The following is a 25,386-nucleotide window of genomic DNA, read 5'->3' as shown; positions in this document are numbered from 1 at the left end:
GGGCCCGCCTCGGAGTGGTCACGGGCCAGCATTATTCGCGCCAGTTGAGGAATCCCCTGTGGCCTTCCGGCGGCGTAAGCACGACGTCGCGCCCGTACTTTTTCTTTGCATCCCCACCGAAGAAGGCATCCGGAATAATACGAACGGCCTTGGCGACCTTGCCGTCCTTGAGGAAGATGAACAGCGCCGGGGAAGCCGTGTAGCGGTTCTCCCCCGTGACCGCCTCGCCGAACGCAGCCTCAATGTCTTTCGCGGGTGTCCCCTCGGTGACGAAGCCGGCCTCGTCCCAGTCAAAGTCGGTGGCATCGGCCAGCCTCAGCTCCGTGCCCGTGGTCGCCGCTTCCAGCACCCGGCTGTTCAGATTGTCGATTCCTTCAGGCATGGTGGTTCCTCCAGGGGAGCAGGCGCCAACGGCGAACGTCAGGACAAGCGAGAGCAGAACCAGGAAAATGGTTCGGGGTTCGGATCGCTGCGCGGACCGGTTCATCACGACGCCGTCCGGGACTCGTCGTTGAAATCCGGGTCATGGCCTGGCGCGGGGCCGTACAAGCCCATTCTTCCCCCTAGAGATGCGTTACTTCATCCTGCGCCACGGCGGCGGTGCGGGCAATGGGGACAAGTATCCCTAGCCCGGGTCCGGCGGAAACCGTTGTGCGTTCGACCCCGCACATATCGCACGAAGTGGATATTTCGTGAGTTCAAATGCATTTTCCGGCGATTCGCATGGCCGAATAGCTCATGCGTGATATTTTCGTCGTATGACTCAAGAGACTGCTGAACACGTAGGCCTGCTGCTCCGCGATGCCCGCGGCGAGAAAGGCTGGACCCAGGGGCAGCTGGCGGCCGAGCTGGGAACCAGCCAGAGCGCCATCGCCCGGATGGAACAGGGCAAGCAGAACCTCAGCCTGAAAATGATCCAGCGGCTTGAGGCCATTGTGGGCCGCAGCATCGTCAAGGTCGGCCGGCCGCAGATGACACATCTTCGGGTGGAGGGCGGCCGCACCCTCTCCGGTTCCGTGGACGTCAACAGCAGCAAGAACGCCGGCGTGGCGCTGCTCTGTGCAAGCCTCATCAACCGCGGCACCACCACGCTGCGGCGGCTGGCCCGGATCGAGGAAGTGAACCGGATTGTCGAGGTGCTGACCAGCATCGGTGTCGAGTGCACATGGCTCAACGCCAACGACCTGCAGCTCCGCCGCCCCGCCGTCCTGGACCTTGATTCCATGGACGTGGAGGCCGCCCGGCGCACCCGCAGCGTCATCATGCTGCTGGGGCCGCTCCTGGACGAGTCGGCAGAGTACCGCCTTCCGTACGCGGGCGGCTGTGACCTGGGCACCCGAACTGTGGAGCCGCACATGCAGGCTCTTCGCCAGTTCGGCCTTTCGGTAGAAGCCAAGTCCGGCTTCTATTCCGTACAGGCTCCGCCGGCCGACGGCGACAACCGCACCTTCGTGCTCAGCGAACGCGGTGACACGGTCACCGAAAACGCGATCATGGCCGCTGCGCACCGCCGCGGAACCACGGTCATCCGCAACGCCAGCCCCAACTACATGGTCCAGGACCTCTGCTTCTATCTGCAGCGGCTGGGCGTTGTGATCGAGGGGGTGGGGACCACCACCCTGAAGATCACCGGGCAGCCGTCCGTCGACGTCGACATCGAATACTTCCCGTCCGAGGACCCCATCGAAGCGATGAGCCTCATCACCGCCGGTATCGTCACCAATTCTGAGGTCACCGTCCGCCGTGTCCCCATCGAGTTCATGGAAATCGAACTCGCCACCCTGGAACAGATGGGCCAGGAACTGGAGATCTCCGGGGAGTACTTTGCCCGCAACGGGCGCACCCGGCTGGTGGACGTCACCACGAAGCCTTCCGCCCTGCATGCCCCCGCGGACAAGATCCACCCGATGCCGTTTCCCGGCCTGAACATCGATAACCTGCCGTTCTTTGCCGTCATTGCCGCCAACGCCGAAGGCCAGACGATGATCCACGACTGGGTCTACGAGAATCGCGCGATCTACCTGACTGAGCTGAACAAGCTGGGAGCCCGCGTCCAGTTGCTGGATCCGCACCGGATCTACGTGAACGGACCCACGCGGTGGCGTGCCGCGGAGGTGGGCTGCCCGCCTGCCCTGCGCCCGGCGGCGTGCATCCTGCTGGCGATGCTGGCGGCCCGGGGAGTGTCTGAGCTGCGCAACATCTACGTGATCGAGCGCGGGTACGAGGATCTGGCCGAGCGGCTCAACACCATCGGGGCGAAGATCGAATACTTCCAGGACTGACGTCCGCCCTGGGACGCAGCGCGTCCCAGGGCGTGCCCGTCCGTTCAAGGGCTTCCGTTGCGGAACCTGTCTAACGCGGCGTCACGGGCGCACAATGTATGCATGCGAACTTTCGGGGTTGAGGAAGAGCTGCTGATCGTGGACCCCGTGACCGGGGAGCCGCTGGCGCTGGCGGACGCCCTCCTGACAGGGCGGAAGCTCGCCGCCGACGATTCCCCGGACAAGCCGAGGATTCCAGACCCGCATGACGCAACGAACGACTCAACGAATGACTCAACGAATGACGACGACGCCACCGGGCTGACTGCCGAGCTGAAACTTGAGCAGATCGAGACGCAGACGCGGCCGTGCCTCGACTACGCGGAGCTGCTCCACCAGATCCGCGAGGGCCGGGGACTGGCCGACCGCGCCGCCAAGAAACACAGCGCACGGGTGGCCGCGCTGGCAACATCGCCGATTGCCTCCACGACGCACACCACGCCGAACCCGCGCTACGCCACCATGCAGGAGCGGTTCGGGCTCACGGTCCACGAGCAGCTGACCTGCGGGTTCCACGTTCACACGTTCATCGAGTCGCCCGAGGAAGGCGTGGCTGTCCTTGACCGGATCAGGGACAAGCTGGCAGTGCTGACTGCGCTCAGCGCGAACTCGCCATTCTGGAACGGCGTGGAGACCGGCTTCGAGAGCTACCGCACGCAGGCCTGGAACCGGTGGCCGACGTCGGGCCCGTCCCAGATCTTCGGCACGCACTCCATGTACCGGCGCGTGGTCACCCGGCTGCTGGACAGCGGGGTGTTGCTGGACGAGGGGATGATCTATTTTGACGCGCGGCTGTCCCGCAACCACCCCACGGTGGAGGTCCGTGTGGCCGACGTCTGCCTGGAAGCCGAGGACGCTGCGCTGATCGCCGTCCTGGTGCGCGGCCTGGTCGAGTCGGCCAGCAGGGAATGGCGGGCCGGAGTTGACCCCGCCCCTGTCCCCACCGTGCTCCTGCGAATGGCGGCGTGGCAGGCCAGCAATTGCGGGCTTCGCGGTGAACTGCTCGATTTCGGCACGTTCCGCCCGGCTCCGGCCGAGGAAGTGGTGGAGGCGCTGGTGGACTTCGTGGCGCCGGTCCTGGCGGAACAGGGCGAACTGGAACTGGCCCGGAACGGCGTGCGCAGGATCCTGGACCGCGGGACCGGTTCGGAACAGCAGCGCCGTGCCATGCAGGACGGCCTCGCAGGAGCTTCTGATGCCGCCGCCGCGCTGGCCGCCGTCGTGGCGCACTCGGTGGAAGTCACCATGCGCAGGGCCGAAGACATCAACGCGCGCGGGCCCGCGCCGGTTCTGTTACGCGTTCGGCAGTCGTGATCAGTTCCTACAACCCCGGAGCCCGCCATGGAAACCGAATTCGCCCAAGTCACCGGCCATGATGTCACCACCATCACCTGCGTATGCGGAAACACTGTGGGCGATGAAGGACTGATCCAGGCCAACTCCGACGGCATGCCGGTCCACCTTGGCGGGGACACGCCAGTGCCTGCAGGACTGGCCGCGTGGCCGGAGGACGAGGACCTCTACACCCTGTGCCCCGCCTGCGGCCGCGTCTACCACGACACCGTTATAGAAGAGACCGGAACCGCGCCAGTGGCCTTCAGAGTGGATGTCGCCGCCGCGCCCATTGCCGATGCCATCCGCATCCACTGGGAGCTCGACACCTAGGCACTGCTGTTTCCGGGATCCATCGACAAGGATATTGGCTGGGAATAGCCTTAGTCCGTCCGGGAATTACCCGGCGATGATGACGGAGAGGTGCCCGAAATGGGAAGCCAGGAGAATGTTGAACTGGTCCGGCGCGGATACGAGGCATTCAGCGCAGGTGACATGGGAACCCTTGGTGAAATATTCGCGGAGGACGCAGTCTGGCACGTCGCCGGAGACGGCGTGCTGTCCGGAAAGAAGGAGGGCCGCGACGCTATCCTGGCCTATTTCGGCGAACTCGGTGCCCGTTCAGGAGGCAACCTGAAGGTGACAGTTGAGGAGATCATCGGCGGGGAAACCAACACTGTTGCGGTGCAACACAACCAGGCAGAGAACGGCGGCCGGGCCCTGGACCAGGACGGCGTCATCGCATTCCGGGTGGCTGGCGGCAAGATCACCGAGGGACGGGAGTTCTTCCAGGACACCGCCAAGGGCGACGCATTCTGGGCATAGCCTCCCATGACGGGTCCCACCGCCGCCTGCCATCATCAGGACCGGCCCCGCTACCGTCTCTGATCCGTCAAACATTCCAGCGTGCAGCTGGGAAGTCGTGGTCTTCCGCCCGTCAGGAAAGGCGACGCCGAAACGGAGGACGCCGCCGCGGCTGCCCTCCGCATTCGGCCTGTAGCCGCCGGGACATGCCGGGGCGGGCGAGGCCTCGGCGGCGGTTCGGGAATGTACACGTAGTGAACACTCTGTTTGCCCGAGACCTGAAGTCACCCCGAACGATGTACCCGAGCTGGCCCAGCTGATCGACACCATCCTCGCCCACGGCTGGCAAACGCTGGAATGTAGCGTGGCACGGAGCGCTCGTAGCACCTGAACCTGTCGCCGAACTTGTTCGCCAGTAGCGACTCCTCACGGAGTACCTGCCGGTGGACGGCGGCCGAAAACGCGAGGGCGGCTATGGTCCACGCCTCATCCCGCATCAGGCCGATCCCCAGGTGAAGGAGGGACCAGCCGACGTACATGGGGTTGCGGCAGAGGGCATAGGGTCCTGAGGTGACCAGCACGCCGGGGTCCGCCAGGCGCGTCCCGCGGGCGGCCGCCCAGGACCAGCCGATTACGAAGCACCCCGCTGCCATGGCGCCGAGGCCAATGACCTGCTGACCGGCAAGGCGCTGCCCGCCGGCGTGTGGCCGCCGCATGCCCGGCCACTCGGTGCCCGGCGCAACGCGGTTTGTCCCGCCGCCCAAGGGCAAAGGCAGTACGCGCTGCAGCAGCAGGCCGGCTGCTATGCCCAGCAGGTTCTGCTCCGGCAGCGGAACATTCGAGGCGAGCGTCCGCCAGGACACGCTAGATCTGCTTCAGTGCCTGTTCCAGGTCCCGGATCAGGTCGTCAACATCCTCGAGTCCTACCGAGAGCCGGACCACGCCGTCGCTCAGCCCGATGGCCGCACGGCCTTCCGGCCCCATGGCACGGTGGGTGGTGGTGGCGGGGTGGGTGATGAGCGACTTCGCATCGCCGAGGTTGTTGGAGATGTCGATGATCCGCAGGGAGTCGAGCAGCGCGAAGGCGGCCTCTTTCGCCGTACGGCCTGCGGACGGCGACAGCTCCAGCGTCAGCACGGTTCCACCGGCTTTCATCTGCTTTGCTGCCAGCTCGTACTGCGGGTGTGACTTCAGCAGCGGGTACTTGACCCAGCTGACGGCGGGCTGGTCCTCAAGCCATTCGGCCAAGCGGAGCGCCGTGGCCGAGGAGTGGTTGACGCGCAGCGCCATGGTTTCCAGGCCCTTGGTCAGTACCCAGGCGTTGAATGCGGAAAGTGCCGGTCCGGTGTGGCGCATGAGCTGCTTGACCGGGCCGTCGATGAACTCCTTGGTGCCCAGGATGGCGCCGCCCAGGACCCGGCCTTGGCCGTCAATGTGCTTGGTGCCGGAGTACACCACCACGTCGGCGCCGAGGTCACCGCAGCGCTGGAGCAGGGGAGTGGCGAACACATTGTCGACCACCACTGTTGCTCCTGCCGCATGCGCCAGTTCGCTGACCGCGGCGATGTCCACGATCTCCTGCATGGGGTTGGACGGTGACTCGAAGAACACGGCGGTCGTCGGCTCTGCCAAGGCGGCCCGCCACTGGTCCAGGTCCGGTCCGTCGACGAACACCGTTTCCACGCCCCACCGCGGCAGGATCTCGTTAAGGATGACGAAACACGAGCCGAACAGCGAGCGTGCAGCCACAACCCGGTCGCCGGCGGCGAGCAAGGCGCCAAGTGCCGTGAACACGGCGGACATGCCGGACGCCGTCGCGAAGCACGCCTCGGTGCCCTCGAGCAGCCGGAGGCGCTCCTGGAAGGTGGCCACCGACGGGTTGCCGTAGCGGGAGTAGACGAACCGTTCGTCCTCGCCCGTGAAGGCGCGCTCGGCAGCTGCCGCGGATTCGTACACGAAGCCGGAGTTAAGGAAGATCGGCTCGGTGGTTTCCTGGAAATTGGTGCGGTCAAGGCCGCCGCGGACAGCCTGGGTGTCGGGGCTCCAGCCGGCGGCGTCGGGGTTGAAGGTCACTTAGTTCTTTCCGAGGTTGGTGGGCAGGCCGCGGTTCTTCCAGCCGTTGACGGTGCGCTCGCCCCAACGGTCCGGTTCGCCTTCGAAGCCTTCAAGGACGTTGTAGGCGGTGAAGCCGGCCTGCGTGGCGGCGATTGCGGCGGCGACCGACCGGGCGCCGGAACGGCAGAGGAATACCAGTTCGACGCCGGTGTCCTCCGGGGCCTGCTGCTTCAGCTGGTCGATGAATTCCGGGTTGGGGATCCCGCCCGGGAAAGTCCACTGGATAAAAAGGGGATCGTTTTCCGTGGCCTTGGTGTCCGGGATGCCGATGTGCGCCCATTCACCCTCGGTGCGGACATCCACCAGGACGGCGCCCTGTTCCAGTTTGGCCCAGGCGTCCTGGGGGCTCAGGTCTCCGGCGTAGCTCACGCGTGCCCCTCGAAAGCGTCGCCGGGGAAGTCGGCGTCGAGGTCGGCGTCGAAGTCGAGCTCGTCCACCGCGGTTGCCACAGCGGCGTCGGCGGCGGCGATGGCCGCGGGCAGGATCACTGCCTGCGCCACGATCACGCTCGTGCCGTTGAAGGTGGCCGCCGGGCTCCCGTGGAGGACGTAGCCTTCGGACAGTGCGGCGGAGATGCGCTCGCAGAAGGTGCGGTCATCGGGGCCGGTGATCAGCCGGTACGCCAGCTTTTCCTGGGGTTGGTCCTGGGCGGCAGCCGGGGCGGCGGCCGGAACCAGTTGGGCGGGGGCGTCAGACACGACGGGTCTCCTTCTCTCACGCTTGCAGCTCGAATTGGTCGATATGCCGAGTATTCACCTGAGGCACCCCGCCGCGAAAGGGAGGGTTGCCGACCGGCCAGTCAGGGCTTGCCACCGGTTCTCATTACTCCCCAAAAACGTAACACTTACGACGGCCGCCTGCACCGCCGTCGTCGTCATCTTCCGTAACGGGACCACGCGCAATGAGCAGTCAACCCGGAGCCTATTGGGGGTCACTTGCGGCCTGTACGTGACCCCGTGTTGCGGTTACAAATGCCGGTGCGGGGAGGATAATGACGGGAGATGAACCGCTGTAACGCCGGATGAAATCAGGCAGCCGTGAACAGATCCAACGGGAATACAGTCAGTCCCATGCTGCACTTCGGTTGGTTTGTGGGTCACGGATTTGGTGTCCAGGGCTGGGGCACTCCCGGTTACGGCATCGGTTACGACTGGAAAAAGCCGGCGCTCTACCAGCACGCCGTGCGGGAATTCGAACGGGCAGGGCTCGACCTGTTCATCATCGAGGATTCACTTACCGTGCCGGACACCTACGGCGGGAGCGCCAAGGTGTCGCTGGCCCAGGCGTCCTTCGCACCCAAGCACGATCCGCTGGCCCTCGTTCCGTACCTGCTCTCCGCCACGGAGCACCTCGGCATTGTTCCCACGGTGAGCGCGTCCTTCTACCCGCCGTTCACAGCTGCGCGGCTGCTGGCGACCCTGCAGCACTTCTCCAACGGGCAGCTGGGCTGGAACGTGGTGACCTCCGGCAGCGATCTTGCCGCGCAGAATTACGGCCTGGACCAGCAGATCGAGCATGACCTCCGCTACGAGAAGGCGGAGGAATTCGTGGACGTGGTGCGCCGGCTCTGGCGCAGTTGGGAGCCGGACGCCATCCTGGAGGACGCGGAAGCGGGCGTCTTCGCGGACCACACGAAGGTCCACCCGATCAACCATGACGGCGAGTTCTTCAAGGTCCGGGGGCCGCTGAACACCGCGCCGCTGCCCGAGGAGCCGGTGCTGGTCCAGGCCGGCGCGTCCCCGAGGGGCAAGGCGTTCGCGGGCGGCAACGCCGACGTCGCCATTGCCCTGGCGAGGGGTGTGGACGGCATGAAGGCCTACCGCGATTCGATCCGCGGCGAGGCAGCCGCGGCCGGGCGGAACGCCGACGACGTCAAGGTGCTCTACGTCCTCAAACCCACCGTGGTGGGATCCCGCGCCGAAGCTGATGAGCTGCGGGAGCAGCGGCGGCAGCTCACGCAGCGCGACATTGACAGCCAGCTGAATTCCATCTCCTACCTCTCGGTGATCGACTTCAAGCAGTTCGACCTCGACGCCCCACTGCCCGAACTCGCCACGAACAGCAACCAGGGCACCCTGGACCATTTCGCCAAGGCCGGTCCGCCCGGGTCCACGCTGCGCCAGCTCCTGCAGGCCCGCAGCGGCGGCGCCGGGGACAGCATCATCGGCACCGCCGAAGACATTGCGGACTACCTCGAGGAGACCGGGGCGCAGGTGGGCGGGGACGGTTTCCTGTTTTCCGGTTTCGTGGACCCGGCCACGGTTCACGGGGTGCTGGACCGCCTGGCACCGGTGCTGCGGCGCCGGGGGCTGCTCCGAACAAGCTATGGCGACGGCGGCTTCCGCCGGAACCTGCTGGACTTCTAGTCCCATGGGCAACGGCAGCGGCAACTTCCTGATCGGCACGGCCCACCTGCGCGCCAGGGACGTCGCGGAGGCAGCGGCCGATCCGGCGGTGAAATTCGTCCTGAGTACGGACGCACTGGAGCTGATCGGGCTCTCGCGTGAGGTGGTGCAGCAGGCCATCGAGTCCGGCCACCGCGTCTACGGCCTCAACACCTTGCTGGGTTCCGGGCGTGACACCGCTGTAGAGGACAAATCGATCCTTGCCTACCAGGTGCAGGTGGTGCGGTACCACAACAGCGGCGTGGGTGACCCCCTGGACCGCGACGAGGTCCGGGCCGTCATGCTGGCACGGCTCCTGGGCTTCAGCCGCGGCGGCTCCGGCGTCCGGCCCGAAACTGCCCGCTTCTATGCCGAAATGCTGAACAGGGGAGTGGTCCCCGCCATCCCGCGCGACGGGTCCGTGGGCTCGGCCGACCTGACCCATCTCGCCGCCGTGGCCGCCGTCGCCATCGGGGAAGGCCAGTCGGTGGCGCCGGACGGGAAGCTGGTGCCCGGCGGGCAGGCCCTTGCGGACGCCGGCCTGGTGCCGCTGGAACTGGCGCCCGGCGAGGCCCTGGCCCTGGTCAGCTCCAACTCCTATTCGATCGGGGTGGGCGCTCTGGTGCTGCACCGGATCCTGCGGCTCGCCGATCTCGCGGACACCGCGCTTGCGCTGTCGCTTGAGGCGACGGCAAGGCACGACGGCGGCGGCAACCTCAGCCCGTTTTCGCCGGCGGTGCAGGCGGCCAAGGCGGTGGACGGCCAGACGGTCACGGCAGGCAATGTCCGGCGGCTGCTCCGGGGCGGATGGCTGGAGGACCCGACGCGGGAGGCGTCAGTGCAGGACGCGCTCTCCTTCCGGGCCGCACCCCAGACCCACGGAGCTTTCCGGTGGCAGGTTACCGCCTTGGAGGACGCTCTGGAGGTGGAGCTCAACGGTCGGGGCGACAACCCGCTCGCCGATGTCGGCTCGGGGCAGATGGTGTCCGGCGGGAACTTCCAGCCCATGCAGCTTGCGCTGGCGTTCGAAGGCCTGCGCCTCGGGCTGGCCCATCTGGGAATCAGCAGCGAACGGCGGATCGCCAAGCTCTACCCGCCGCAGCGGCGCATCCGCCAGCGTCACCTCGAGGCCGCCAGGAACGGAGCCGCGCTGGAACCCGAAGAGCTGCCTGGACTGCTCTGGTACTCGGCGGCGGGCCTGCTGTCCGAGCTCAAGGTCCTCGCTGCGCCGGCGACTCTCGGGGCGCCCACGTTGTCCGCGGATGTGGAAGACCACTCAACGCTGGCTCCGCTGGCCCTCCAACTCCTGGAGCGCTCCGTGGACGCTGCTGAAAAGCTTCTCGCCATCGAGGCGCTCACGGCCGCGTATCTGCTGGGCGGGGCCGAAGCGCGGGCGGTGCGGCCGCTGGGAAAGGGGACGGGCCTCGTCGTCGAGCGCCTTTCGGGCCTGCTGGCCCGGCAGTTGCCGGCGGCGGCGCTGGTGGAAGAGGCGCGCATCGAACTGAACGGCGCCGTAGGCAGCGTGCTGGGCCGTGCCCTGAACGGTGACCATAACGGCGGGGCGGAAAGGTAGCCATGAGCACAATGACAGGCAGGCACGCGGTTCAAGACGCTGATGTTGCGGCGGATGCCGCGGCCGTCCTCGCGCAGGTGGGAAACACACCACTCGTGCCGCTGAACGTCCTGAGCAAGGGCCTCGGCAGCACCGTCTACGTCAAACTCGAATCCGACAATCCGGGCGGCTCCATCAAGGACCGGACGGCACTGAGCATGGTCCGCGCCGCTGAGCGCAGCGGCGAACTCCGGCCGGGGGCCACCATTGTGGAGAGCACCTCGGGCAACACCGGGATCGGGCTGGCGCTGATCGGCGCGCTGACGGGACATCCCGTCGTCGTGGTCACCGGGGACACCATCTCATCCGAAAAACTCGCGGCGCTGTACCGCTACGGAGCCAAGGTGGTGGTGACGGACTGGGCCGCACCGGCGGAGTCACCCGAGAACGCACGGACCGTCGCGGCACGGATCACGGCCGACCTTCCCGGTGCGTGGCGGCCGCAGCAGTTCGACAACCCCGCCAACCCGCTGGCCCACTACGAAGGGACAGCACCGGAGATCTGGGAGCAGACGTCCGGCAAAATAACGCACTTCGTGGCCGGAATCGGCACCGGCGGCACCATCAGCGGGAACGGCCGGTACCTGAAGGAAAAGACGGGTGGCCATGTTGAGGTGATCGCCGCGGATCCTGTCGGCTCGGTGTACAGCGGCGGCCACCCCGGCGAGATCCTGGTGGACGGTGTGGGAAATTCCTGGCCGGAAGCCGAGTGGCCCAAGATCTTCGACCGCAGCATCGTGGACCGTTTCCTGCGCGTTCCCAACAACGAGGTGTACACCACCGAGCACCGGCTGCTGAACGAGGAGGGACTGTCCCTTGGCCCGTCGTCAGGGCTTGCCGTTGCGGCTGCCATGAGGGTTGCGCTCGCCGCACCGCACGGTTCGGTGGTGGTGGCCATAGCCCCCGACGCCGGGAGCAACTACCTGAGCAAGGCGTTCAACCCGGTGTGGCTGGCCGATAACCACATCCATCTGGCCGCGGAATTCGTGGAGGAATAGCTCGCCTGCTTAGCATTACGACTCGGATACAGCTAGAGACAGACAGCCCGTCTCGTTGTACGCTTTTGAAACGTTCGCGGTTCCCGCATCCTCGAATAAGTATGCGGTGTGGTCACGGACGGGTCCCGGGCTCAGCCGGGACCAGCACTTATAAAGGAATAGCCAATGTCAATGGATGAGACTTCTTTTCCAGCATTGACCGATGAAGCATCGACTGGATTCCGGGGACACGAGTCGATCCCGCCATCGGACGTGAATGATCCGACGATCCGCGGACAGGCGTGGGACATCATCGAGTCTGTACTGGATGACGCCACACCGCAGAGCGAATGGGCGCGCGAGCAGTTGCGCAGCCAGATGGAATCGCACCCGGGGAACCCCGAGCGCGCCCTCCTGGAACACTTGATTGCTACCAGGAGCATCACGGAGGAGCCGTCTGACGCTTCCGAGCTGCCCGAGGCCAACCTGCCCAGCCCGGATCTGCCGACGCCCGATGAGGATTACGGCACCACCGTGCTGTTCACCCGGCGGAGCCGGCGCCGCATTGAGGCCATCCTCGGCGACAGGATGCTCCTCACCGCGTTCCAGCCCATCCACGAGCTTTCCAGCCGTAACGTCATCGGCGTTGAAGCGCTGACCCGCTTTGTCAGCGACGACGGCGCCAGCGCGGATCACTGGTTCAACGAAGCCGCAGCTGTGGGCCTCGGCCCGGACCTTGAATTCGCTGCCCTGCAGGCCGCGCTGGTCGCAGCGGAACAGCTGCCGGAGAACGTGTACGTCGCGCTGAACCTGTCGCCTGCCACCTGCCTTGACCCCCGGCTCCGGGCGTTCGTGGAGCAGTCCCAGCTGGCCGTTGACCGGATCGTCATCGAGCTGACGGAACGCCTTGCCGAGGACGAATACGATCCCGTAGTGGCCGCCCTGGCACCCCTTCGGATGCTTGGTCTCCGGGTAGCTGTTGACGGTGCAGGCGCGGGTTTCGGCTCGATGAGCCAGGTCACGCACCTCAGCCCGGACATCATCAAGCTCGACCGCAACCTCATCGCGGGGATCGACCAAGGCGCGGGCCAAAAGACCCTTGGCGCGGCCATGGTCGAGTTCGCCCGGCAGATCGGCGCGGACCTGGTGGCGGAAGGAATCGAAACCCAGGCCGAGCTCGACGCGGTCAAGGAACTCGGGATGACCGCCGGGCAGGGCTACCTGCTGGGCCGCCCGTCGGTCCAGCCGCTCGACTGGGCCGCCTGGCGGACCCCGGCCGAGCACGAGGCATCCATTTCGGGATCCGCCGGCCCGGCAACCTAACCCAAACGGGACGCTCTCTCAGTTTCTGTGGTCCGAAACGGGACGCTCTCTCAGTTTCTGCGGGTTAGTCGGCGCCGAAGAACGGCCGTTTCATGACAACGCGGGGCCAGGCATCCAAACCGTGGGCAGCTTCTTCGGCCACGATCTCACACAGCCCCGCTGACCACCGGTCCTCCGGAACCGGCTCAAAGCCCAGGCGTGAGTAATACGGTCCGTTCCAAGGCACATCCGCAAAGGTGGTCAAGGTGAGCCCTGGGAGGCCGACCCCGGCCGCCCAGCGTCCTGCTTTCTCGATGAGGGCTTGGCCGAGCTGTTTGCGGGTATGAAGGGCATGGACCGAGACCTGCTCGATGTGGGCCCACCCGTCCACCTCACGCACCAGGATGTAGGCCACCGGACGGTCGGAACTGTCCGTGGCAACCCAAGACAGACCCGCATCCGCGTAGGCTGCCAGCCCTTCGGAACTCAAGGGTGCGTCGTCGGCGACGGAGTCCATGCCGAGACCGCGGAAGAGGTCCCCTGCGCTGACTTCGATGGCCTGCATGGTGGTGAGGTCTCCGCGGTGTGCCCTTCGAATCATCACGCCATTTAATCAGGATTAGACCGCGATGAACGGATCCGACGACCTTTCCCGGGATCAAGTGAGAGAGCGTCTGTGTAAACCGTGCAGGAAGTGAGAGAGCGTTGGGGAAATTCGTGCAGGATGTGAGAGAGCGTCTGTATAGTGCCGGCTATGGATGACAAGGCAATTCTGCACCGTTACCTTCGCACCCGGCGCGACGACCTCCTGGGGAAGCTCGACGGGCTGGATGAGTACGACACCCGCAGGCCGCTGACGCCGACCGGCACCAATCTGTTGGGCCTGGTCAAGCATGTGGCCAGCGTGGAACTCGGATACTTTGGCGAGGTCTTCGGGCGCCCCGCCCCCAAGGCGCTGCCGTGGCTGGACGATGACGCAGAGCCCGATGCCGACATGTGGGCCACCCCGGGGGAGACCCGGGAACAGATCGTGGAACTCCACCGGTTCTCCGCTGAGCACAGCGACGCCACCATTGAGGCGCTGCCCTTGGACGCCGCGGGTTCCGTGCCGTGGTGGCCGGAGGAACGGCGGCACGTGACCCTGCACCAGATCCTGGTTCACATGTGCGCCGAAACTGCCCAGCACCTTGGCCACGCGGACATCCTCCGCGAGCTCATCGACGGATCAGCAGGACAGCGGCCCGGGGACCCCAACCTGACCACGCGGGCTCCCCAGGAATGGGCCGCCCACCGGGCCCGGATCGAGGCAGCTGCCCGCGCGGCAGCCGACGAAATGTGAGAGAGCGTCAGGAATAACCCGACGAAAAGTGAGAGAGCGTCCGGGGGGCACTACCCGATCGTGGCGAAGAGCTCGTTGAGCTCGGCGGTCAGCTGCTTGCGCAGTGCGGGCGTACCGATTTCTTTGCCGTCGATGTGGTTCACGGGAGCCAGCAGCCGGATGCTCGAAATCAGCCACACGGCGTCGGCATCAAAAAGGTCCCGGGGTTCCAGCGGGCCGTACCCGAGTTCCCAGCCCGCCGCCTTCGCGGCAGCGAACAGCGCGCCCTGCGACGTGCCCGGGAGGATGCCGCTGTCCAGCTGCGGGGTGATGAGGCGGCGTATCGTGCGGGTGCCGCCGGCGCCGTCGTCGGACGTGTCAAGGTGCGCGAGCAGGACCGTGGACGTGGGGCCTTCGAGGACCCGGCCGTCGGATGATGTGAAGATGACGTCGTCCGCCCCCTGCTTGTGGGCGTAGCGCAGGGCCGCCATGTTCACGGCGTAGGAGAGCGTCTTGGCGCCGAGGAGCAGCCACGGCGCCCGTTCGCCCACCTCGCTGTCGTAGCCGCGGTCCAGCAGGATGACGTCGATTCCGGTCTCCCGCTGGCGCCTTCCTGCCGCCGGAACGGGCGATGCCTGCACCCAGCACGTGGGCGTTGACGTGCCTTCGGTGCCACGGGTGCAGATCAGCTTCACCACCACCTCGTCCTCCTCCGGCGTGCCGGCCGGGTGCTGGGAACGGTACTCGCGAACCGCCGTCCCAATGGCGCGGCGCCAGGCGTCCCCTTCAGGAATCTGCAGGTCCATCGCCACGGCGGAACCTTCCAGGCGCTTCAAATGGGCGTCGAGTTTACGCGGGGTTCCGCCCACGGCCAGCATGGATTCAAAGACGCCGTCGCCGCGGGTGGCGCCCTGGTCGGTGGCCATCAGCTGCGGCTGCGAAGCATCGGCGATCCGGCCATCGTCGAACCGGGGGTCAAGGAATACCAGCACGATGGCCGGGGCAGCAGGAGTCATGCTTCCAGCTTAGCGTCGGCCCGGGATGCCGGCCCGGCGGCTGGCAGCCACAGAGCCCAACGGCGTTCCGTGCGTGTGCGGGATAGGCTGGGCTGAACGCCCGTTCCGGAACCGGTCCTGCGGGTGAGGAACCGTGGGGGTCTAGCCTGTGTTGTGGCCGTTTCCGCTGGCGGGCACCGCGCCTTACTGGCTCGTGCTGGCGCTGAGCATTCTTGACCTGGTCATCCGGGTGCTGGCGCTGGGAATCATTCCCGGCAACCGGCGCCCCACCACCGCCATGGCGTGGTTGCTGGGCATCTTCTTCGTGCCGGCCCTGGGCCTGATCCTGTTCCTGCTGTTCGGAAACTTCAAGCTCTCACGCAAGCGCCGGGCACAGCAGGATGCCGTGAACAAGCGCGTCCGGGCCGGCACGTCCCAGCTGGCCGCCGTCGAAAGCCGCTACAGCGGCCCGGAATGGGTGGCCTCGGCGGCGGAGCTGAACAAGACCCTGGGCTCCCTGCCCATGGTGGACGGCAACAGCGTGGAGCTGCTGCCCGGGTACCCGGACTCCATCAAAGCCATGGCCGCCGCCGTGCGTGAGGCGAAGACGTTCGTCAACGCCGAGTTCTACATCATGAGCACGGACCACATCACCGATGACCTCTTCGGCGCGCTGGAGGAAGCCGCCGAGCGCGGAGTGCAGGTCCGGGTCCTCTTCGACCACCTCGGCACCCTCCGTATCAAGGGCTACCGGAAACTCATCCGGCGCCTCAAGGCGAGCAAGATCCAGTGGCGGCCCATGCTGCCGCTGCGCCCGGTACACGGCCAGTGGCGCCGCCCGGACCTGCGCAACCACCGCAAGATCATGGTGATCGACGGCGAAATCGCCTTCACGGGCTCGCAGAACCTGATCGAGCCCTCCTACAACAACCCCCGGCACCGCAAGGTGGGGCGCGAATGGGTGGAGCTCATGGCCTGCCTGCGCGGGCCCATCGTCACCACACTCAACGTCGTCTTCGCCACCGACTGGCTAAGTGAGACGGACGAGTCGCTCGAAGACCAGCTGGAGCACCGGCCCGAAATGGCGCCGGGCAGGGTCACTGCCCAGGCCGTGCCCAGCGGCCCCGGCTTCATCACCGAGAACAACCTGCGCCTGTTCAACACGCTCATCTACTCCGCCCAGCACAAGATCTCCATCTGCAGCCCGTACTTCGTCCCGGACGATTCGCTGCTCTACGCGGTGACGACGGCGGCGCAACGCGGCGTCGACGTCGAACTTTTCGTCTCGGAAAAGGGGGACCAGTTCCTGGTCCACCACGCGCAGCAGTCCTACTACGAGGCCCTGCTGGAAGCAGGCGTGCGGATCTACCTGTACAAGGCGCCGTTTGTACTGCACGCGAAGCATTTCACCATCGACGACGAAGTGGCCGTCCTGGGCTCCAGCAACATGGACATGAGGTCCTTCTCGCTCAACCTGGAGGTTTCGGTGATGCTCCTGGGCGCGGACATCGTGGCCAAAATGCGTGCCGTGGAGGACACCTACCGGGACATCTCCCGCGAACTGACGCTCGAGGACTGGATGAAGCGGCCCATGGCGGTCAAGTACGTGGACAACGTCGCCCGGCTCACCGCCACCCTGCAGTAAGCGGGCGTCAGCTTTCGGGGAAGCCTGCGCCCAGTGCGGAGAGGACGCCGAAGGCCTTGGTCCGGATTTCGTCGTACTCCTCCTGGGGCGAGGAATCCGCCGTGATGGCGCCGCCGATGCCGAGGCTCAGTTCAGCGCCGCCGGCCCCGTCTGCGCGGATCACCAGGGTCCTGATGGCCACGGCCGTGTCCATGGCCCCGTTCAGCGAAAAGTAGCCGATGGCGCCCGAATAGACCCCGCGCGGCTCCCCTTCGAGCCGGTCCAGGATGGCCATGGTGCTGATCTTCGGCGCCCCGGTCATGGATCCGGCGGGAAAGCATGCGGCAACAGCTTCAGCACGCGGCAGCCCGGGCTTCAGCTTCGCGTCAATGGTGCTGACCATCTGGTGGACCGTGGCATAGCTTTCGATGGCGCAGAGCCTGCTGACCGTCACAGATCCGGCCACGGCGAAGTGGCTCAGGTCGTTGCGGAGCAGGTCCACGATCATGATGTTCTCGGCCCGGTCCTTGGGGGAGGACTCCAGGTCCCGCCGCAGCTGCTGGTCGCCGGCAGGGTCCGCGGCCCGGGGCCGGGTGCCCTTGATCGGCTCGGCGCGCATGCCGCCGTCGGCCGCTATTTTCAGGAACCGCTCCGGGGACGTGCTGGCCACGGTGAGCTCGCCGAACCGCAGGTAGCTGGCAAACGGCGCCGGGTTCTTGCGGCGCAGGGCCAGATACGCCTGCCAAGGATCCAGCCCCTCCGGGCCCTCAACATCGGCACGGACGGCCGTGGTCAGGCAGACTTCGTACGTGTTTCCCTCGGCGATCTCATGCTGGGCGTCGGCGATTTTGGCCTTGTAAGCGTGCTCCGTGTCGCGGCCCGTGAAGGCAGGGGCTGCGATGCTGCCGATTCCGACGGCGGTGCTTGCGGCGGCGGTGCTTGCCGCGCCCGCGGCCGCCGTGACCGCCGAGCGGGCGAGCGCCAGCCACTCCGGGGCGTCGGGTGCCTCCAAGGCGAGGAGCCAGGCGCTTTCCTCGAGGTGGTCAAGGACCACGGCACGGCCGGCGAAGATCATGGCGGCGTCCGGGGTGCTGGAGGGGACGTCGCTGCCGCCCGTTTCGCGCTTGAGCTCGTAGCCGAGGTAGCCCAGCCAGCCCAAGGTGAATTCGCAGTCGTAGCCCTCGGGCGCGCGGACGGCGCGGCGGCCCCACACGCTGTCGAGCCAGCGGAAGAACGGTCCGGCAGTCTCAACCGTGGCGGTGCCGGTGGTCAGCCGGGTCACGCCGGATCGGTGCCGGACGTCCTGGCCGTAGCTGCCGCCGTCGTCCGCCAGTATGCTGAAGCGGCTGCGCTCGGCGGCTGTACCGTCGGTCCGGAGGGAAGAGTCCAGCCACACGGCATTCGGCGAGCGGCCGTAGAGGGCAGCGAAGAGCCGGGCGGCGTCAGGGACACAGTCCAGCCGCTCGGCATGGAGCTGGAGGCCGCGCCGCACGGAGAGCTCGGGCAGCAGCGCGGGGGCGAGCGCGGGAAGGTACTGCAGTGCCAGGAGGACGTCGTCCGGGGCCGTGCCGTCGGCCCTGTTGAGGACCCGGATATCGGCGTTTTCGGGCACCGTATCCGCAGCAAGCCACTCCTCCTCCTGCGCTGCCCAGTGGTCCCAGAATGGTTCGTACGTGCTGCCGTCACGGGCCAGGGCCCGGGTGCGGCGGTCGTCGTCGGAGGACTCCGCCCAGATGACAGCGTCCAGCATCGGACGGGCGGAATCCGCCGCGGCGCCCACACCCTCCACGATGACGATCTCCGCCGGCAGGGTGGTGCGCGCCGGGCCGTCGTAGTGCATCTCCCAGTCCCAGCTGACCCATTCGGCAGCCTCCCCGCGGCTCAGCGGGGCCAGCACGGTGGTGACGTACCGCTCGATGCCCGCCGCCAGCCCGTTCCAGCCCGGGTAGACGTCCTCCAGATGGAACAGCGACACCTTGTGGTGCTCCCGCAGCCGGGCGGCAAGCTCGATGGCGAGGGTGGTTTTTCCTGCGCCGGACCGGCCATCGATGGCAATGATCACGGGTGCAGGGGTCATGAAATAGAGCGTACCTGCTGGCCGGACTGGTTCTGTTGCAGCACTTCCCGGCGGACATGCTCCACGATGCCGGGAACGGCGGCCCTGATGAGGTCCCAGGTGACGTCAAAGTCCGCATGACCGCCGTACCAGGGGTCCTCGATGCCCTGGTCCAGGAGGTCCCGGCCCGCCACAGCCGGATCGAAGCTGCGCAGCATCCGGATCCGCGCCAGCGCTTCGCCGTCAGGGGCGGTGGCCCGTAACCAGCCGTAATGGTCCACGTCGAGGGCCAGAATCAGGTGGCGGTCACGGAACCACTCGGGCCTCCACTCCCGCGCAATGTGCCCGCTGGAGGCGAGTTGGTGGGCGGCGAGCTTGCGGGCGGCCCGGGGATCGATGGGGCGGCCGGCCTCGTAGGCGGTGGTGCCGGCTGAATCCACGACGACGTCGCCGGCGAGCCCCGCTGCTGCGAAGGCCTCGGCCAGCATCAGCTCGGCCATCGGGGACCGGCAGATATTTCCGGTGCAGACCGCGATGATCCGGTATGGGCTCGACATTGAGGACATGGAGCAAGCATGGGGGATGGTGCCCCCTCTTGGCTAGTCACGGCACCTACGCCTTTACCGGCGGGTAAACAATGTTACGGAACGAGTCATATCGGACGCCGCGGAAAGCCGCCGACGGGAATCCCGCTCAGTCTTGTTGGTATTCCATCACGACGGACGCAGACGCATCCTCCACCATCTTGCGGGAAGTTTCACTTCGGCCATTCTCGCCGTATTCTTATTTGGTATACCAAAATAGAGTCCGAGGAGGTAATCAGTGGAGGCAGCACGTCCGCCGAAGAGCGCTAACAAGAGCAGCGATGGGACCGTCGCCGTGTGGGTGCTGGCTGCGCTCGTCCTTGTTTCGATCAACCTGCGGCCTGCCGTCACCACCGTCGCCGGTGTGATGGGGCGGTTCCAGGAAGCCTTTGGGGTTGAAGCCCGGCTGCTGCCGGTCCTGGGGGCATTGCCGGTTCTCGCCTTCGGCATCTCGGCCCCCTGCGGCCCCTGGCTGGCCGGAAAGCTCGGGGCGGGCCGGGCAGTGGCAGCAGCACTTCTGGTGCTGGCCGCGGCCTTGGTCATCCGGGTGTTGGTGCCGGGGATGCTCCTTCCCGGAACATTCCTTGCGGGCGCTTCGATCATGGCGGCGAGCGTGCTGGTACCGCAGATCGTCAAGGCGAACCGCGGCGGCGGATGGTGGACGGGGCTGTGCACCATGGGATTTGGGCTCGGTGCGGCGCTCGGGGCCGGACTGGTCCAGCCATTGCAGGACGCCCTTGGCGGAAGCCTGTCCGGCGCCCTGGCGTTCTGGGCCGTGCCGGCGCTTCTGGCCGCCGTCCTGATCGGCCGCCCCGGCTCGGGGGCAGCGAAGCCGGCAGCCGCCGGGCGGGGAACGCCGCAGGCAACCACCGGGATGCCGTGGTCCTCCGGAAAGCCGTTGTCGTCCGGCGTGCCGTTGCGGAGGCAGCGGACGGCCTGGGCGGTGACAGCCTTCTTCGGGCTGCAGGCCATGCTGTACTTCGCCGGTACCTCGTGGCTGTCCGTGTACCTGGTGTCCCGGGGCCTGGGGTCCGATGCCGGGGCGGGGCTGCTGGCATGGTTCAGCGTGGCCGGGCTTCCGGCAAGCCTGCTCGCGCCCGTGCTGGCAGCCCGCCCGGCGGTCCTCAGGCTCATGGCGCCGGCCTTGGGGATGCTGGTGGCGGCGGCGCTGCTGGGAGTGCTGATGGCTCCGGCGGAGCTGCAGTTCCTGATGGTCGGGCTCCTGGGGATCGTGCAGAGCGCGGGCTTCGGCTTGGGAATGGCCCTGATCGTGCTGCGGTCCGCGGGTCCCCGGAGTGCCGGCGGGCTCTCCGCCATGAGCCAGGGGCTGGGGTTCGCGCTCGCCTCTCTGGGGCCCCTCGGCGCAGGGTTCCTGCACGAGTGGTCGGGCGGTTGGGAAGTTCCTTTCTGGGTGCTTTCCGCCGCGGCGGTGCTCCTGGCCGTCGCCGGCTATTTGGCCGTCCGCGGGCCGCTGGTGACGGCCGGTGCGGCCAATCCGGAGCGACTGGGCGAGCCGGCCGACGTCGTGGGCTTACCCGGACCGCCACGCACGGAAAAGTAGCCGGTCCCTCCGCGGAGGGACCGGCTACTTTGTTGTCCGGGTTCGGCTTAGAGGAGCCGGAGCCCCTCCGCCACAACCTTCCCCCGGTGGAGGACCGTCCGGTCGGTGCCGCGGTCCATGACCGCGGAGGCCACCGTCTCGCCGTCGAGCAGCAGGAGTTCGGCCGGATCGCCGGCCTCGAGGCCGGGGCGGTGCGCCGTGCCCTTGAGCCGCGTCGCCGACGGGTCCAGGACACTGGCGCCGCCGACAGTGGCGATCGCCAGGGCATGCTCGATGAGCTCGTCCCGGCGGAAGCCATGCGTGAAGGCAAGCTGCCACGTCCGGTCGAGCATGTCCGCGTTGCCGTACGGCGACCAGTAGTCGCGCTGGCCGTCCTCGCCCAGGCCCAGCCGCACGCCGGCCTCCGCCAACAGCGGGATGGGCAGTTGTCCGGACGCGGCCGGAGCCACGGACGCCAGGGAGACGTCCAGCTCCGCGAAGGCATCGATCAGCCTGCGGGTGGTGGCCTCGTTGACGCTGCCTAGCTGGTAGGCGTGGGACATGGTCACCTTGCCCTGCATGCCCAGGGCGCGTGTCCTTTCCAGCACCAGGTCCGTACTGAAGACACCCAGCTCGCCGGGCTCGTGGAGGTGGATGTCGATGGGGACCTGGTACTTCTCCGCGAGGCCGAAGACAATGTCCAGGTGCTTCGCCGGATCGCGGTCCAGGCTGCACGGATCAATGCCGCCCATGACGTTGGCGCCGGCCTTAAGGGCTTCCTCCATGAGCGGCACGGTGCCTTCCTCAAGGAGCAGGCCGGCCTGCGGGAAGGCGATGATCTCGACGTCGGCCTGGTCCTTGAACTGCTCCTTGGCGGTGGCCACCGCCTCGAAACGCTCCAGCCGGCAGTCGACGTCCACCTGGGCGTACGAGCGCACGCGGGTGGTGCCTCGCGCGATCATCCGGCCCAGGGTGTCGTTCACCCGTTCCTGCAACGGAACCTCGGCCTGGCGCCAGTTCTTCCTGTCGTTCATCATCATGGCCCACACGCCCGGACCGCCGGTGTGTTCCCGGAACGGCAGGCCGATCCTGGTCGAATCCAGGTGCACGTGGACGTCGGAGAAGGACGGCACCAAGAGCCGGTTCCGGCCTTCCACTACCATCACGTCGCCGGGAACGGCGCGGGCAGGGTCATGGGGCTCGACGCCGGTGATCTGGCCACCTGTGCCCTCACCTACGGTGATAGTCACGTCGCTGAGTGCTTGCCCCCACGGGCGGACGGCGCGGATCAGGGTCTTCAATGTGGTGCTCCTTTGCTGATGGGTCTATTGCACACCGGCCGGGGCCGCGGCTGCCAGTCCTGCGTGGTGGCAGGCAGGGGCGGCCGGGCGGGCCGGTGCGGGGATTTCGCTGATGCAGCGCTGCTGCTGTTCTTCCGGCAAGGTGCCGATCAGCGGGCAGCGGGTACGGAAGACGCAGCCGCTGGGCGGGCTGGCCGGCGAGGGCAGGTCACCGCGGAGCCGGATCTTCACCTGCCGGCGTGCGGCGCGGGGATCCGGCAGTGGCACGGCCGAGAGGAGCGCCCTGGTGTAGGGGTGGGCGGGGTTTCGGAACAGCTCGTCGCGCGGGCCCTGCTCCACGATCTTGCCTAGGTACATCACTGCCACTTCATGCGAGATGTGCCGGACTACGGAAAGGTCGTGGGCAATGAAGATGTAGGAGACTCCGGTGTCCCGCTGGATCTCCTGGAGCAGGTTCACCACCTGCGCCTGCACGGAGACGTCGAGGGCGGACACGGGCTCGTCGCACACGATCACGGACGGATTCAGCGAAATGGCCCGTGCGATGCCCACGCGCTGCCGCTGGCCGCCGGAGAACTCATGCGGGAAGCGGTTGTAGTGCTCCGGCTTGAGCCCCACCTGGTCCAGCAATTCCTTGACCCGGTTCTTGAGGCCGCCAGGAGGATTAATCTTCTGGGCGACCATGGGCGCGGCGATGGCCGTGCCCACCGTCTGCCGGGGGTTGAGTGAGGCGAAAGGGTCCTGGAAGATCATCTGGACCTTCCGCCGGAAGTTATAGAGGTCCCGGCCGCGCAGCTGGCTGATGTCCACGCCGTCGACGACGATCCGCCCGCCGGTGGGATCCAGCAGCCGGGCCACCATGCGGCCGGTGGTCGACTTGCCGCATCCCGACTCACCCACGAGGCCCAGTGTCTGGCCGCGCGCCAAACTGAACGACACGCCGTTGACGGCCTTGACGGAGTGCTTTGCCGCACCCGGCAGGATTCCGCTCTTCAACGGGAAGTGCTTCCGGAGGTTCTCCACCTGGAGAATTGCCTGCTTTTCCATGGCGGTCCTAACGCGAATTCCGGATGGTGAGGATTTGGGGGTCGCTCAAATGGCAGCGCTTGCCGTGGCCGTCCTCGACCACAAGGTCCGGCCGCCGGCTGGCGCACACGCCGTCCCCGGCGAGGTCGGCGTAGTCGCACCGGGCGCTGAAGATGCAGCCCTTGGGGAGGTCCAGGAGCGACGGCGGCTGGCCGGGAATGGGGGTCAGCCGGCTCGCGGGGCTGTTCAGGGTGGGCATCGAATTGAGCAAGCCCAAGGTGTAGGGGTGCCGGGTGTCGTAGAAGATCCCGTCCACGGGCCCCGATTCGACGCACTGCCCGCCGTACATGACCAGCACGGAATCGCAGACCTCGGCAACCACTCCGAGGTCGTGGGTGATGAGGATGAGGGCCGAATTGGTTTCGTCCTGCAGCCCGGACATGAGGTCCAGGATCTGCGCCTGCACGGTCACGTCCAAGGCAGTGGTGGGTTCGTCGGCGATCAGCAGTTCGGGCTCGCAGATCAGGGCCATCGCAATCATGGCGCGCTGGCGCATGCCACCGGAGAAGTGGTGCGGGTATTCGTCGTAGCGCTGTTCGGGGCTGGGGATGCCCACCCTGCCCAGCATGTCGACAGCGGCCGCACGGGCCTGCTTTTTGGTCGCCTTGTTGTGGACCAGGTACGCCTCGGCGATCTGGTGGCCCACCGTGTAGAACGGGTGCAGGGCCGAGAGCGGATCCTGGAAGATCATCCCGATGTTCCGGCCGCGGAGCCGGCGCATGGCGGACTCAGGCAGCGTGACGAGGTCTTTACCCTGGAACAGCGCATGGCCGGTGACCTGTGCCGAGGTGCCCTTGAGCAGGCCCATGAGCGCCTGGCTGGTGACGGACTTGCCGGACCCGGATTCGCCCACGATGCCCAGCGTTTTGCCGCGCTCCAGCGAGAAGTCCATGCCGTTCACGGCGGAAACCACGCCATCGTCGGTGGGGAATTTTACGGACAGGTCCCGGACCTCAAGGAAAGCGTCCGACGCCGGTCCCGGGGTCCTGCGGTCGCTGCGGGGATTGGTGTGCAGCTGGGTCATTGGAGCCTCACTCGGGGATCGATGGCGGCATAGGCGAGGTCCACAACGACGTTCGCCACAATGACGAAGAAGGCCGCCAGCATGGTGATGGCCAGGGTCACGGGCAGATCGCCGGAAATGGCGGCGCGTACGGCCGTGAAGCCCAGGCCGGGGACGGAGAAGATCTGTTCGGTGAGGACGGCCCCGCCCAGCAGCAGGCCGATATCCATGCCGAGCATCGTGACCACGGGCGTGATTCCGGCCCGGACGCCGTGCTTGAAGGTCACTGTCCGGGGTGCCAGGCCTTTGGCGCGGGCGGTCCGGATGAAGTCCTCGCCGAAGGTCTCGATCATGTTGGTCCGGGTGACGCGGATGTAGGAAGCGCTGAACAGGACGGCCAACGCGATCCACGGCAACAGGTAGTTGGCCACCCACGCCATGGGTCCCTGGGGGCCGAAGGGACTGTTGATCTCGTTGGTGGTGAAGGGAAGCAGATGTAGCTGGTTGACGAACACCAGCAGCAGGAACAGGCCGGTGACGGGGATGGGCAGCGAGACACCTACGGAGGCCGCACCCACAATGAACTTGTCGGTCGGGGATCCCTTGCGCAGCGCGGCGAGGAGCCCCAGCCCGACGCCGGAAACCGTCCACAGTACCAGGGCGCCAACCGCCATGGACAGGGTGTAGGGGAGCGAGCGGCCGATAATGTCCGCGACGTTCTCGTTGGTCTGGAAGGACTTGCCCAGGCAGGGCCACTCACACAGGGACTGGGCTCCGGGAGCCCCGATCGTCCGCGACGAGAAGAGCCCGCGCATGTAGTCCGCGTATTGGACCAGGAACGGCTGGTCCATGCCCAGGGCCACCCTGGCCTCGGCCACGCGCTCGGGCGTGCATTCCTGCCCGCAGGCAGCCGCCGCAGGGTCTGAGGGACCAAGCTGGAAAAGCGTGAAGGTGATGAAGCTGACCGCGGTGAGCAGCAGGACCAGCGATCCGGCCCGGCGAAGAATGAAAGTGATCATTGTGGTGGTTGCG

The 25,386-nt window shown here is 66.9% G+C and carries 24 protein-coding genes and 1 riboswitch; of the genes, 11 read left to right on the top strand and 13 right to left on the bottom strand.

Features of this window, described 5'->3' with window-relative positions; genetic code table 11:
• Window positions 1–31: 31 nt before the first annotated feature.
• Complete coding sequence (locus tag AC1DRE_RS10260) at window positions 32–382, bottom strand: hypothetical protein (RefSeq protein WP_476984527.1); 351 nt, start codon at window positions 380–382, stop codon at window positions 32–34.
• 376 nt (window positions 383–758) lie between these two features.
• Between AC1DRE_RS10260 and AC1DRE_RS10255 the strand changes: the two genes are divergently transcribed.
• The 4 genes from AC1DRE_RS10255 (at window position 759) to AC1DRE_RS10240 (ending at window position 4,478) form a co-directional block, all read left to right on the top strand.
• Entirely contained in the window at window positions 759–2,282 is a 1,524-nt protein-coding gene (locus AC1DRE_RS10255) for a UDP-N-acetylglucosamine 1-carboxyvinyltransferase (protein WP_476984526.1), read from the top strand.
• Between the two features lie 102 nt (window positions 2,283–2,384).
• The gene (locus AC1DRE_RS10250; protein ID WP_476984525.1) at window positions 2,385–3,635 is read left to right on the top strand and encodes a glutamate--cysteine ligase 2; all 1,251 of its coding nucleotides are present in this window, start codon (window positions 2,385–2,387) and stop codon (window positions 3,633–3,635) included.
• 27 nt (window positions 3,636–3,662) lie between these two features.
• Window positions 3,663–3,986 (top strand): hypothetical protein, encoded by a 324-nt coding sequence (locus AC1DRE_RS10245; RefSeq protein ID WP_476984524.1) that lies wholly within the window; start codon window positions 3,663–3,665, stop codon window positions 3,984–3,986.
• A gap of 99 nt (window positions 3,987–4,085) precedes the next feature.
• Window positions 4,086–4,478 (top strand): nuclear transport factor 2 family protein, encoded by a 393-nt coding sequence (locus tag AC1DRE_RS10240; protein ID WP_476984523.1) that lies wholly within the window; start codon window positions 4,086–4,088, stop codon window positions 4,476–4,478.
• A 263-nt stretch (window positions 4,479–4,741) separates the two neighbouring features.
• Here AC1DRE_RS10240 and AC1DRE_RS10235 read toward each other — a convergent pair whose 3' ends face one another.
• The 4 genes from AC1DRE_RS10235 to AC1DRE_RS10220 are packed head-to-tail and all read right to left on the bottom strand — an operon-like array spanning window position 4,742 to window position 7,270.
• Window positions 4,742–5,320, bottom strand: coding sequence for a methyltransferase family protein (locus tag AC1DRE_RS10235; protein ID WP_476984522.1), 579 nt, complete (start codon window positions 5,318–5,320; stop codon window positions 4,742–4,744).
• 1 nt (window position 5,321) lies between these two features.
• On the bottom strand, window positions 5,322–6,530 hold the full coding sequence (locus AC1DRE_RS10230) for an O-succinylhomoserine sulfhydrylase (protein WP_476984521.1): 1,209 nt from the start codon (window positions 6,528–6,530) through the stop codon (window positions 5,322–5,324).
• Window positions 6,531–6,941, bottom strand: a complete 411-nt coding sequence (locus AC1DRE_RS10225) for a rhodanese-like domain-containing protein (protein WP_476984520.1) — start codon at window positions 6,939–6,941, stop codon at window positions 6,531–6,533.
• Window positions 6,938–7,270: a DUF1737 domain-containing protein gene (locus AC1DRE_RS10220; RefSeq protein ID WP_476984519.1), complete on the bottom strand. Its 333-nt coding sequence runs from the start codon at window positions 7,268–7,270 to the stop codon at window positions 6,938–6,940. Before AC1DRE_RS10220 ends, AC1DRE_RS10225 begins: the two co-directional genes overlap by 4 nt.
• 13 nt (window positions 7,271–7,283) lie before the next feature.
• A riboswitch (SAM riboswitch) is annotated at window positions 7,284–7,399 on the bottom strand.
• A 243-nt stretch (window positions 7,400–7,642) separates the two neighbouring features.
• Between AC1DRE_RS10220 and AC1DRE_RS10215 the strand changes: the two genes are divergently transcribed.
• From AC1DRE_RS10215 to AC1DRE_RS10200, 4 genes are all read left to right on the top strand, one after another.
• The gene (locus AC1DRE_RS10215; protein ID WP_476984518.1) at window positions 7,643–8,938 is read left to right on the top strand and encodes an NtaA/DmoA family FMN-dependent monooxygenase; all 1,296 of its coding nucleotides are present in this window, start codon (window positions 7,643–7,645) and stop codon (window positions 8,936–8,938) included.
• 4 nt (window positions 8,939–8,942) lie between these two features.
• Complete coding sequence (locus AC1DRE_RS10210) at window positions 8,943–10,529, top strand: aromatic amino acid ammonia-lyase (protein ID WP_476984517.1); 1,587 nt, start codon at window positions 8,943–8,945, stop codon at window positions 10,527–10,529.
• Window positions 10,530–10,531: 2 nt separating this feature from the next.
• On the top strand, window positions 10,532–11,566 hold the full coding sequence (locus AC1DRE_RS10205; protein WP_476984516.1) for a PLP-dependent cysteine synthase family protein: 1,035 nt from the start codon (window positions 10,532–10,534) through the stop codon (window positions 11,564–11,566).
• 252 nt (window positions 11,567–11,818) lie between these two features.
• A complete protein-coding gene (locus AC1DRE_RS10200) occupies window positions 11,819–12,868 on the top strand; it encodes an EAL domain-containing protein (protein WP_476984515.1) in 1,050 nt (349 codons plus the stop codon).
• Between the two features lie 64 nt (window positions 12,869–12,932).
• On the opposite strand, the gene AC1DRE_RS10195 is transcribed toward AC1DRE_RS10200, so the two are convergent.
• Entirely contained in the window at window positions 12,933–13,448 is a 516-nt protein-coding gene (locus AC1DRE_RS10195) for a GNAT family N-acetyltransferase (RefSeq protein ID WP_476984514.1), read from the bottom strand.
• Window positions 13,449–13,601: 153 nt separating this feature from the next.
• On the opposite strand from AC1DRE_RS10195, the gene AC1DRE_RS10190 reads away from it, so the two are divergent.
• Window positions 13,602–14,186, top strand: a complete 585-nt coding sequence (locus AC1DRE_RS10190; protein ID WP_476984513.1) for a DinB family protein — start codon at window positions 13,602–13,604, stop codon at window positions 14,184–14,186.
• A gap of 50 nt (window positions 14,187–14,236) precedes the next feature.
• On the opposite strand, the gene AC1DRE_RS10185 is transcribed toward AC1DRE_RS10190, so the two are convergent.
• On the bottom strand, window positions 14,237–15,181 hold the full coding sequence (locus AC1DRE_RS10185) for an aminodeoxychorismate lyase (RefSeq protein WP_476984512.1): 945 nt from the start codon (window positions 15,179–15,181) through the stop codon (window positions 14,237–14,239).
• Between the two features lie 148 nt (window positions 15,182–15,329).
• Here AC1DRE_RS10185 and cls point away from each other — a divergent pair, with 148 nt between their 5' ends.
• Window positions 15,330–16,805 carry a cardiolipin synthase gene (gene cls / locus AC1DRE_RS10180; protein ID WP_476984511.1) on the top strand — a complete coding sequence of 492 codons (1,476 nt, stop codon included), beginning with the start codon at window positions 15,330–15,332 and terminating at the stop codon, window positions 16,803–16,805.
• A 7-nt stretch (window positions 16,806–16,812) separates the two neighbouring features.
• On the opposite strand, the gene pabB is transcribed toward cls, so the two are convergent.
• On the bottom strand, window positions 16,813–18,861 hold the full coding sequence (gene pabB, locus AC1DRE_RS10175; protein WP_476984510.1) for an aminodeoxychorismate synthase component I: 2,049 nt from the start codon (window positions 18,859–18,861) through the stop codon (window positions 16,813–16,815).
• The gene (locus AC1DRE_RS10170) at window positions 18,858–19,406 is read right to left on the bottom strand and encodes a low molecular weight protein-tyrosine-phosphatase (protein WP_476984509.1); all 549 of its coding nucleotides are present in this window, start codon (window positions 19,404–19,406) and stop codon (window positions 18,858–18,860) included. Before AC1DRE_RS10170 ends, pabB begins: the two co-directional genes overlap by 4 nt.
• A gap of 256 nt (window positions 19,407–19,662) precedes the next feature.
• On the opposite strand from AC1DRE_RS10170, the gene AC1DRE_RS10165 reads away from it, so the two are divergent.
• Complete coding sequence (locus AC1DRE_RS10165; RefSeq protein ID WP_476984508.1) at window positions 19,663–20,985, top strand: MFS transporter; 1,323 nt, start codon at window positions 19,663–19,665, stop codon at window positions 20,983–20,985.
• A gap of 47 nt (window positions 20,986–21,032) precedes the next feature.
• Here AC1DRE_RS10165 and AC1DRE_RS10160 read toward each other — a convergent pair whose 3' ends face one another.
• From AC1DRE_RS10160 to AC1DRE_RS10145, 4 genes are read right to left on the bottom strand one after another with little or no spacing between them, the layout of a single operon-like run.
• Window positions 21,033–22,265, bottom strand: coding sequence for an amidohydrolase family protein (locus tag AC1DRE_RS10160; RefSeq protein ID WP_476984507.1), 1,233 nt, complete (start codon window positions 22,263–22,265; stop codon window positions 21,033–21,035).
• Between the two features lie 24 nt (window positions 22,266–22,289).
• Window positions 22,290–23,312 carry an ABC transporter ATP-binding protein gene (locus tag AC1DRE_RS10155; RefSeq protein WP_476984506.1) on the bottom strand — a complete coding sequence of 341 codons (1,023 nt, stop codon included), beginning with the start codon at window positions 23,310–23,312 and terminating at the stop codon, window positions 22,290–22,292.
• Window positions 23,313–23,319: 7 nt separating this feature from the next.
• A complete protein-coding gene (locus tag AC1DRE_RS10150) occupies window positions 23,320–24,375 on the bottom strand; it encodes an ABC transporter ATP-binding protein (RefSeq protein WP_476984505.1) in 1,056 nt (351 codons plus the stop codon).
• Window positions 24,372–25,373, bottom strand: coding sequence for an ABC transporter permease (locus AC1DRE_RS10145; protein WP_476984504.1), 1,002 nt, complete (start codon window positions 25,371–25,373; stop codon window positions 24,372–24,374). Before AC1DRE_RS10145 ends, AC1DRE_RS10150 begins: the two co-directional genes overlap by 4 nt.
• Window positions 25,374–25,386 lie beyond the last annotated feature (13 nt).

The organism is Arthrobacter sp. P4_H3, from assembly GCF_056400885.1.
The sequence above is the reverse complement of the archived record's forward strand: the minus strand, read 5'-3'. Positions and strand labels throughout refer to the sequence as shown.

What these genes read in the sequence shown, in the direction of transcription:
- AC1DRE_RS10260 (WP_476984527.1), bottom strand. Translation starts at nt 382, where the DNA reads ATGCCTGAAGGAATCGACAATCTGAACAGCCGGGTGCTGGAAGCGGCG.
- AC1DRE_RS10255 (WP_476984526.1), top strand. Translation starts at nt 759, where the DNA reads ATGACTCAAGAGACTGCTGAACACGTAGGCCTGCTGCTCCGCGATGCC.
- AC1DRE_RS10250 (WP_476984525.1), top strand. Translation starts at nt 2,385, where the DNA reads ATGCGAACTTTCGGGGTTGAGGAAGAGCTGCTGATCGTGGACCCCGTG.
- AC1DRE_RS10245 (WP_476984524.1), top strand. Translation starts at nt 3,663, where the DNA reads ATGGAAACCGAATTCGCCCAAGTCACCGGCCATGATGTCACCACCATC.
- AC1DRE_RS10240 (WP_476984523.1), top strand. Translation starts at nt 4,086, where the DNA reads ATGGGAAGCCAGGAGAATGTTGAACTGGTCCGGCGCGGATACGAGGCA.
- AC1DRE_RS10215 (WP_476984518.1), top strand. Translation starts at nt 7,643, where the DNA reads ATGCTGCACTTCGGTTGGTTTGTGGGTCACGGATTTGGTGTCCAGGGC.
- AC1DRE_RS10210 (WP_476984517.1), top strand. Translation starts at nt 8,943, where the DNA reads ATGGGCAACGGCAGCGGCAACTTCCTGATCGGCACGGCCCACCTGCGC.
- AC1DRE_RS10205 (WP_476984516.1), top strand. Translation starts at nt 10,532, where the DNA reads ATGAGCACAATGACAGGCAGGCACGCGGTTCAAGACGCTGATGTTGCG.
- AC1DRE_RS10195 (WP_476984514.1), bottom strand. Translation starts at nt 13,448, where the DNA reads ATGATTCGAAGGGCACACCGCGGAGACCTCACCACCATGCAGGCCATC.
- AC1DRE_RS10190 (WP_476984513.1), top strand. Translation starts at nt 13,602, where the DNA reads ATGGATGACAAGGCAATTCTGCACCGTTACCTTCGCACCCGGCGCGAC.
- AC1DRE_RS10185 (WP_476984512.1), bottom strand. Translation starts at nt 15,181, where the DNA reads ATGACTCCTGCTGCCCCGGCCATCGTGCTGGTATTCCTTGACCCCCGG.
- pabB (WP_476984510.1), bottom strand. Translation starts at nt 18,861, where the DNA reads ATGACCCCTGCACCCGTGATCATTGCCATCGATGGCCGGTCCGGCGCA.
- AC1DRE_RS10170 (WP_476984509.1), bottom strand. Translation starts at nt 19,406, where the DNA reads ATGTCCTCAATGTCGAGCCCATACCGGATCATCGCGGTCTGCACCGGA.
- AC1DRE_RS10155 (WP_476984506.1), bottom strand. Translation starts at nt 23,312, where the DNA reads ATGGAAAAGCAGGCAATTCTCCAGGTGGAGAACCTCCGGAAGCACTTC.
- AC1DRE_RS10150 (WP_476984505.1), bottom strand. Translation starts at nt 24,375, where the DNA reads ATGACCCAGCTGCACACCAATCCCCGCAGCGACCGCAGGACCCCGGGA.
- AC1DRE_RS10145 (WP_476984504.1), bottom strand. Translation starts at nt 25,373, where the DNA reads ATGATCACTTTCATTCTTCGCCGGGCCGGATCGCTGGTCCTGCTGCTC.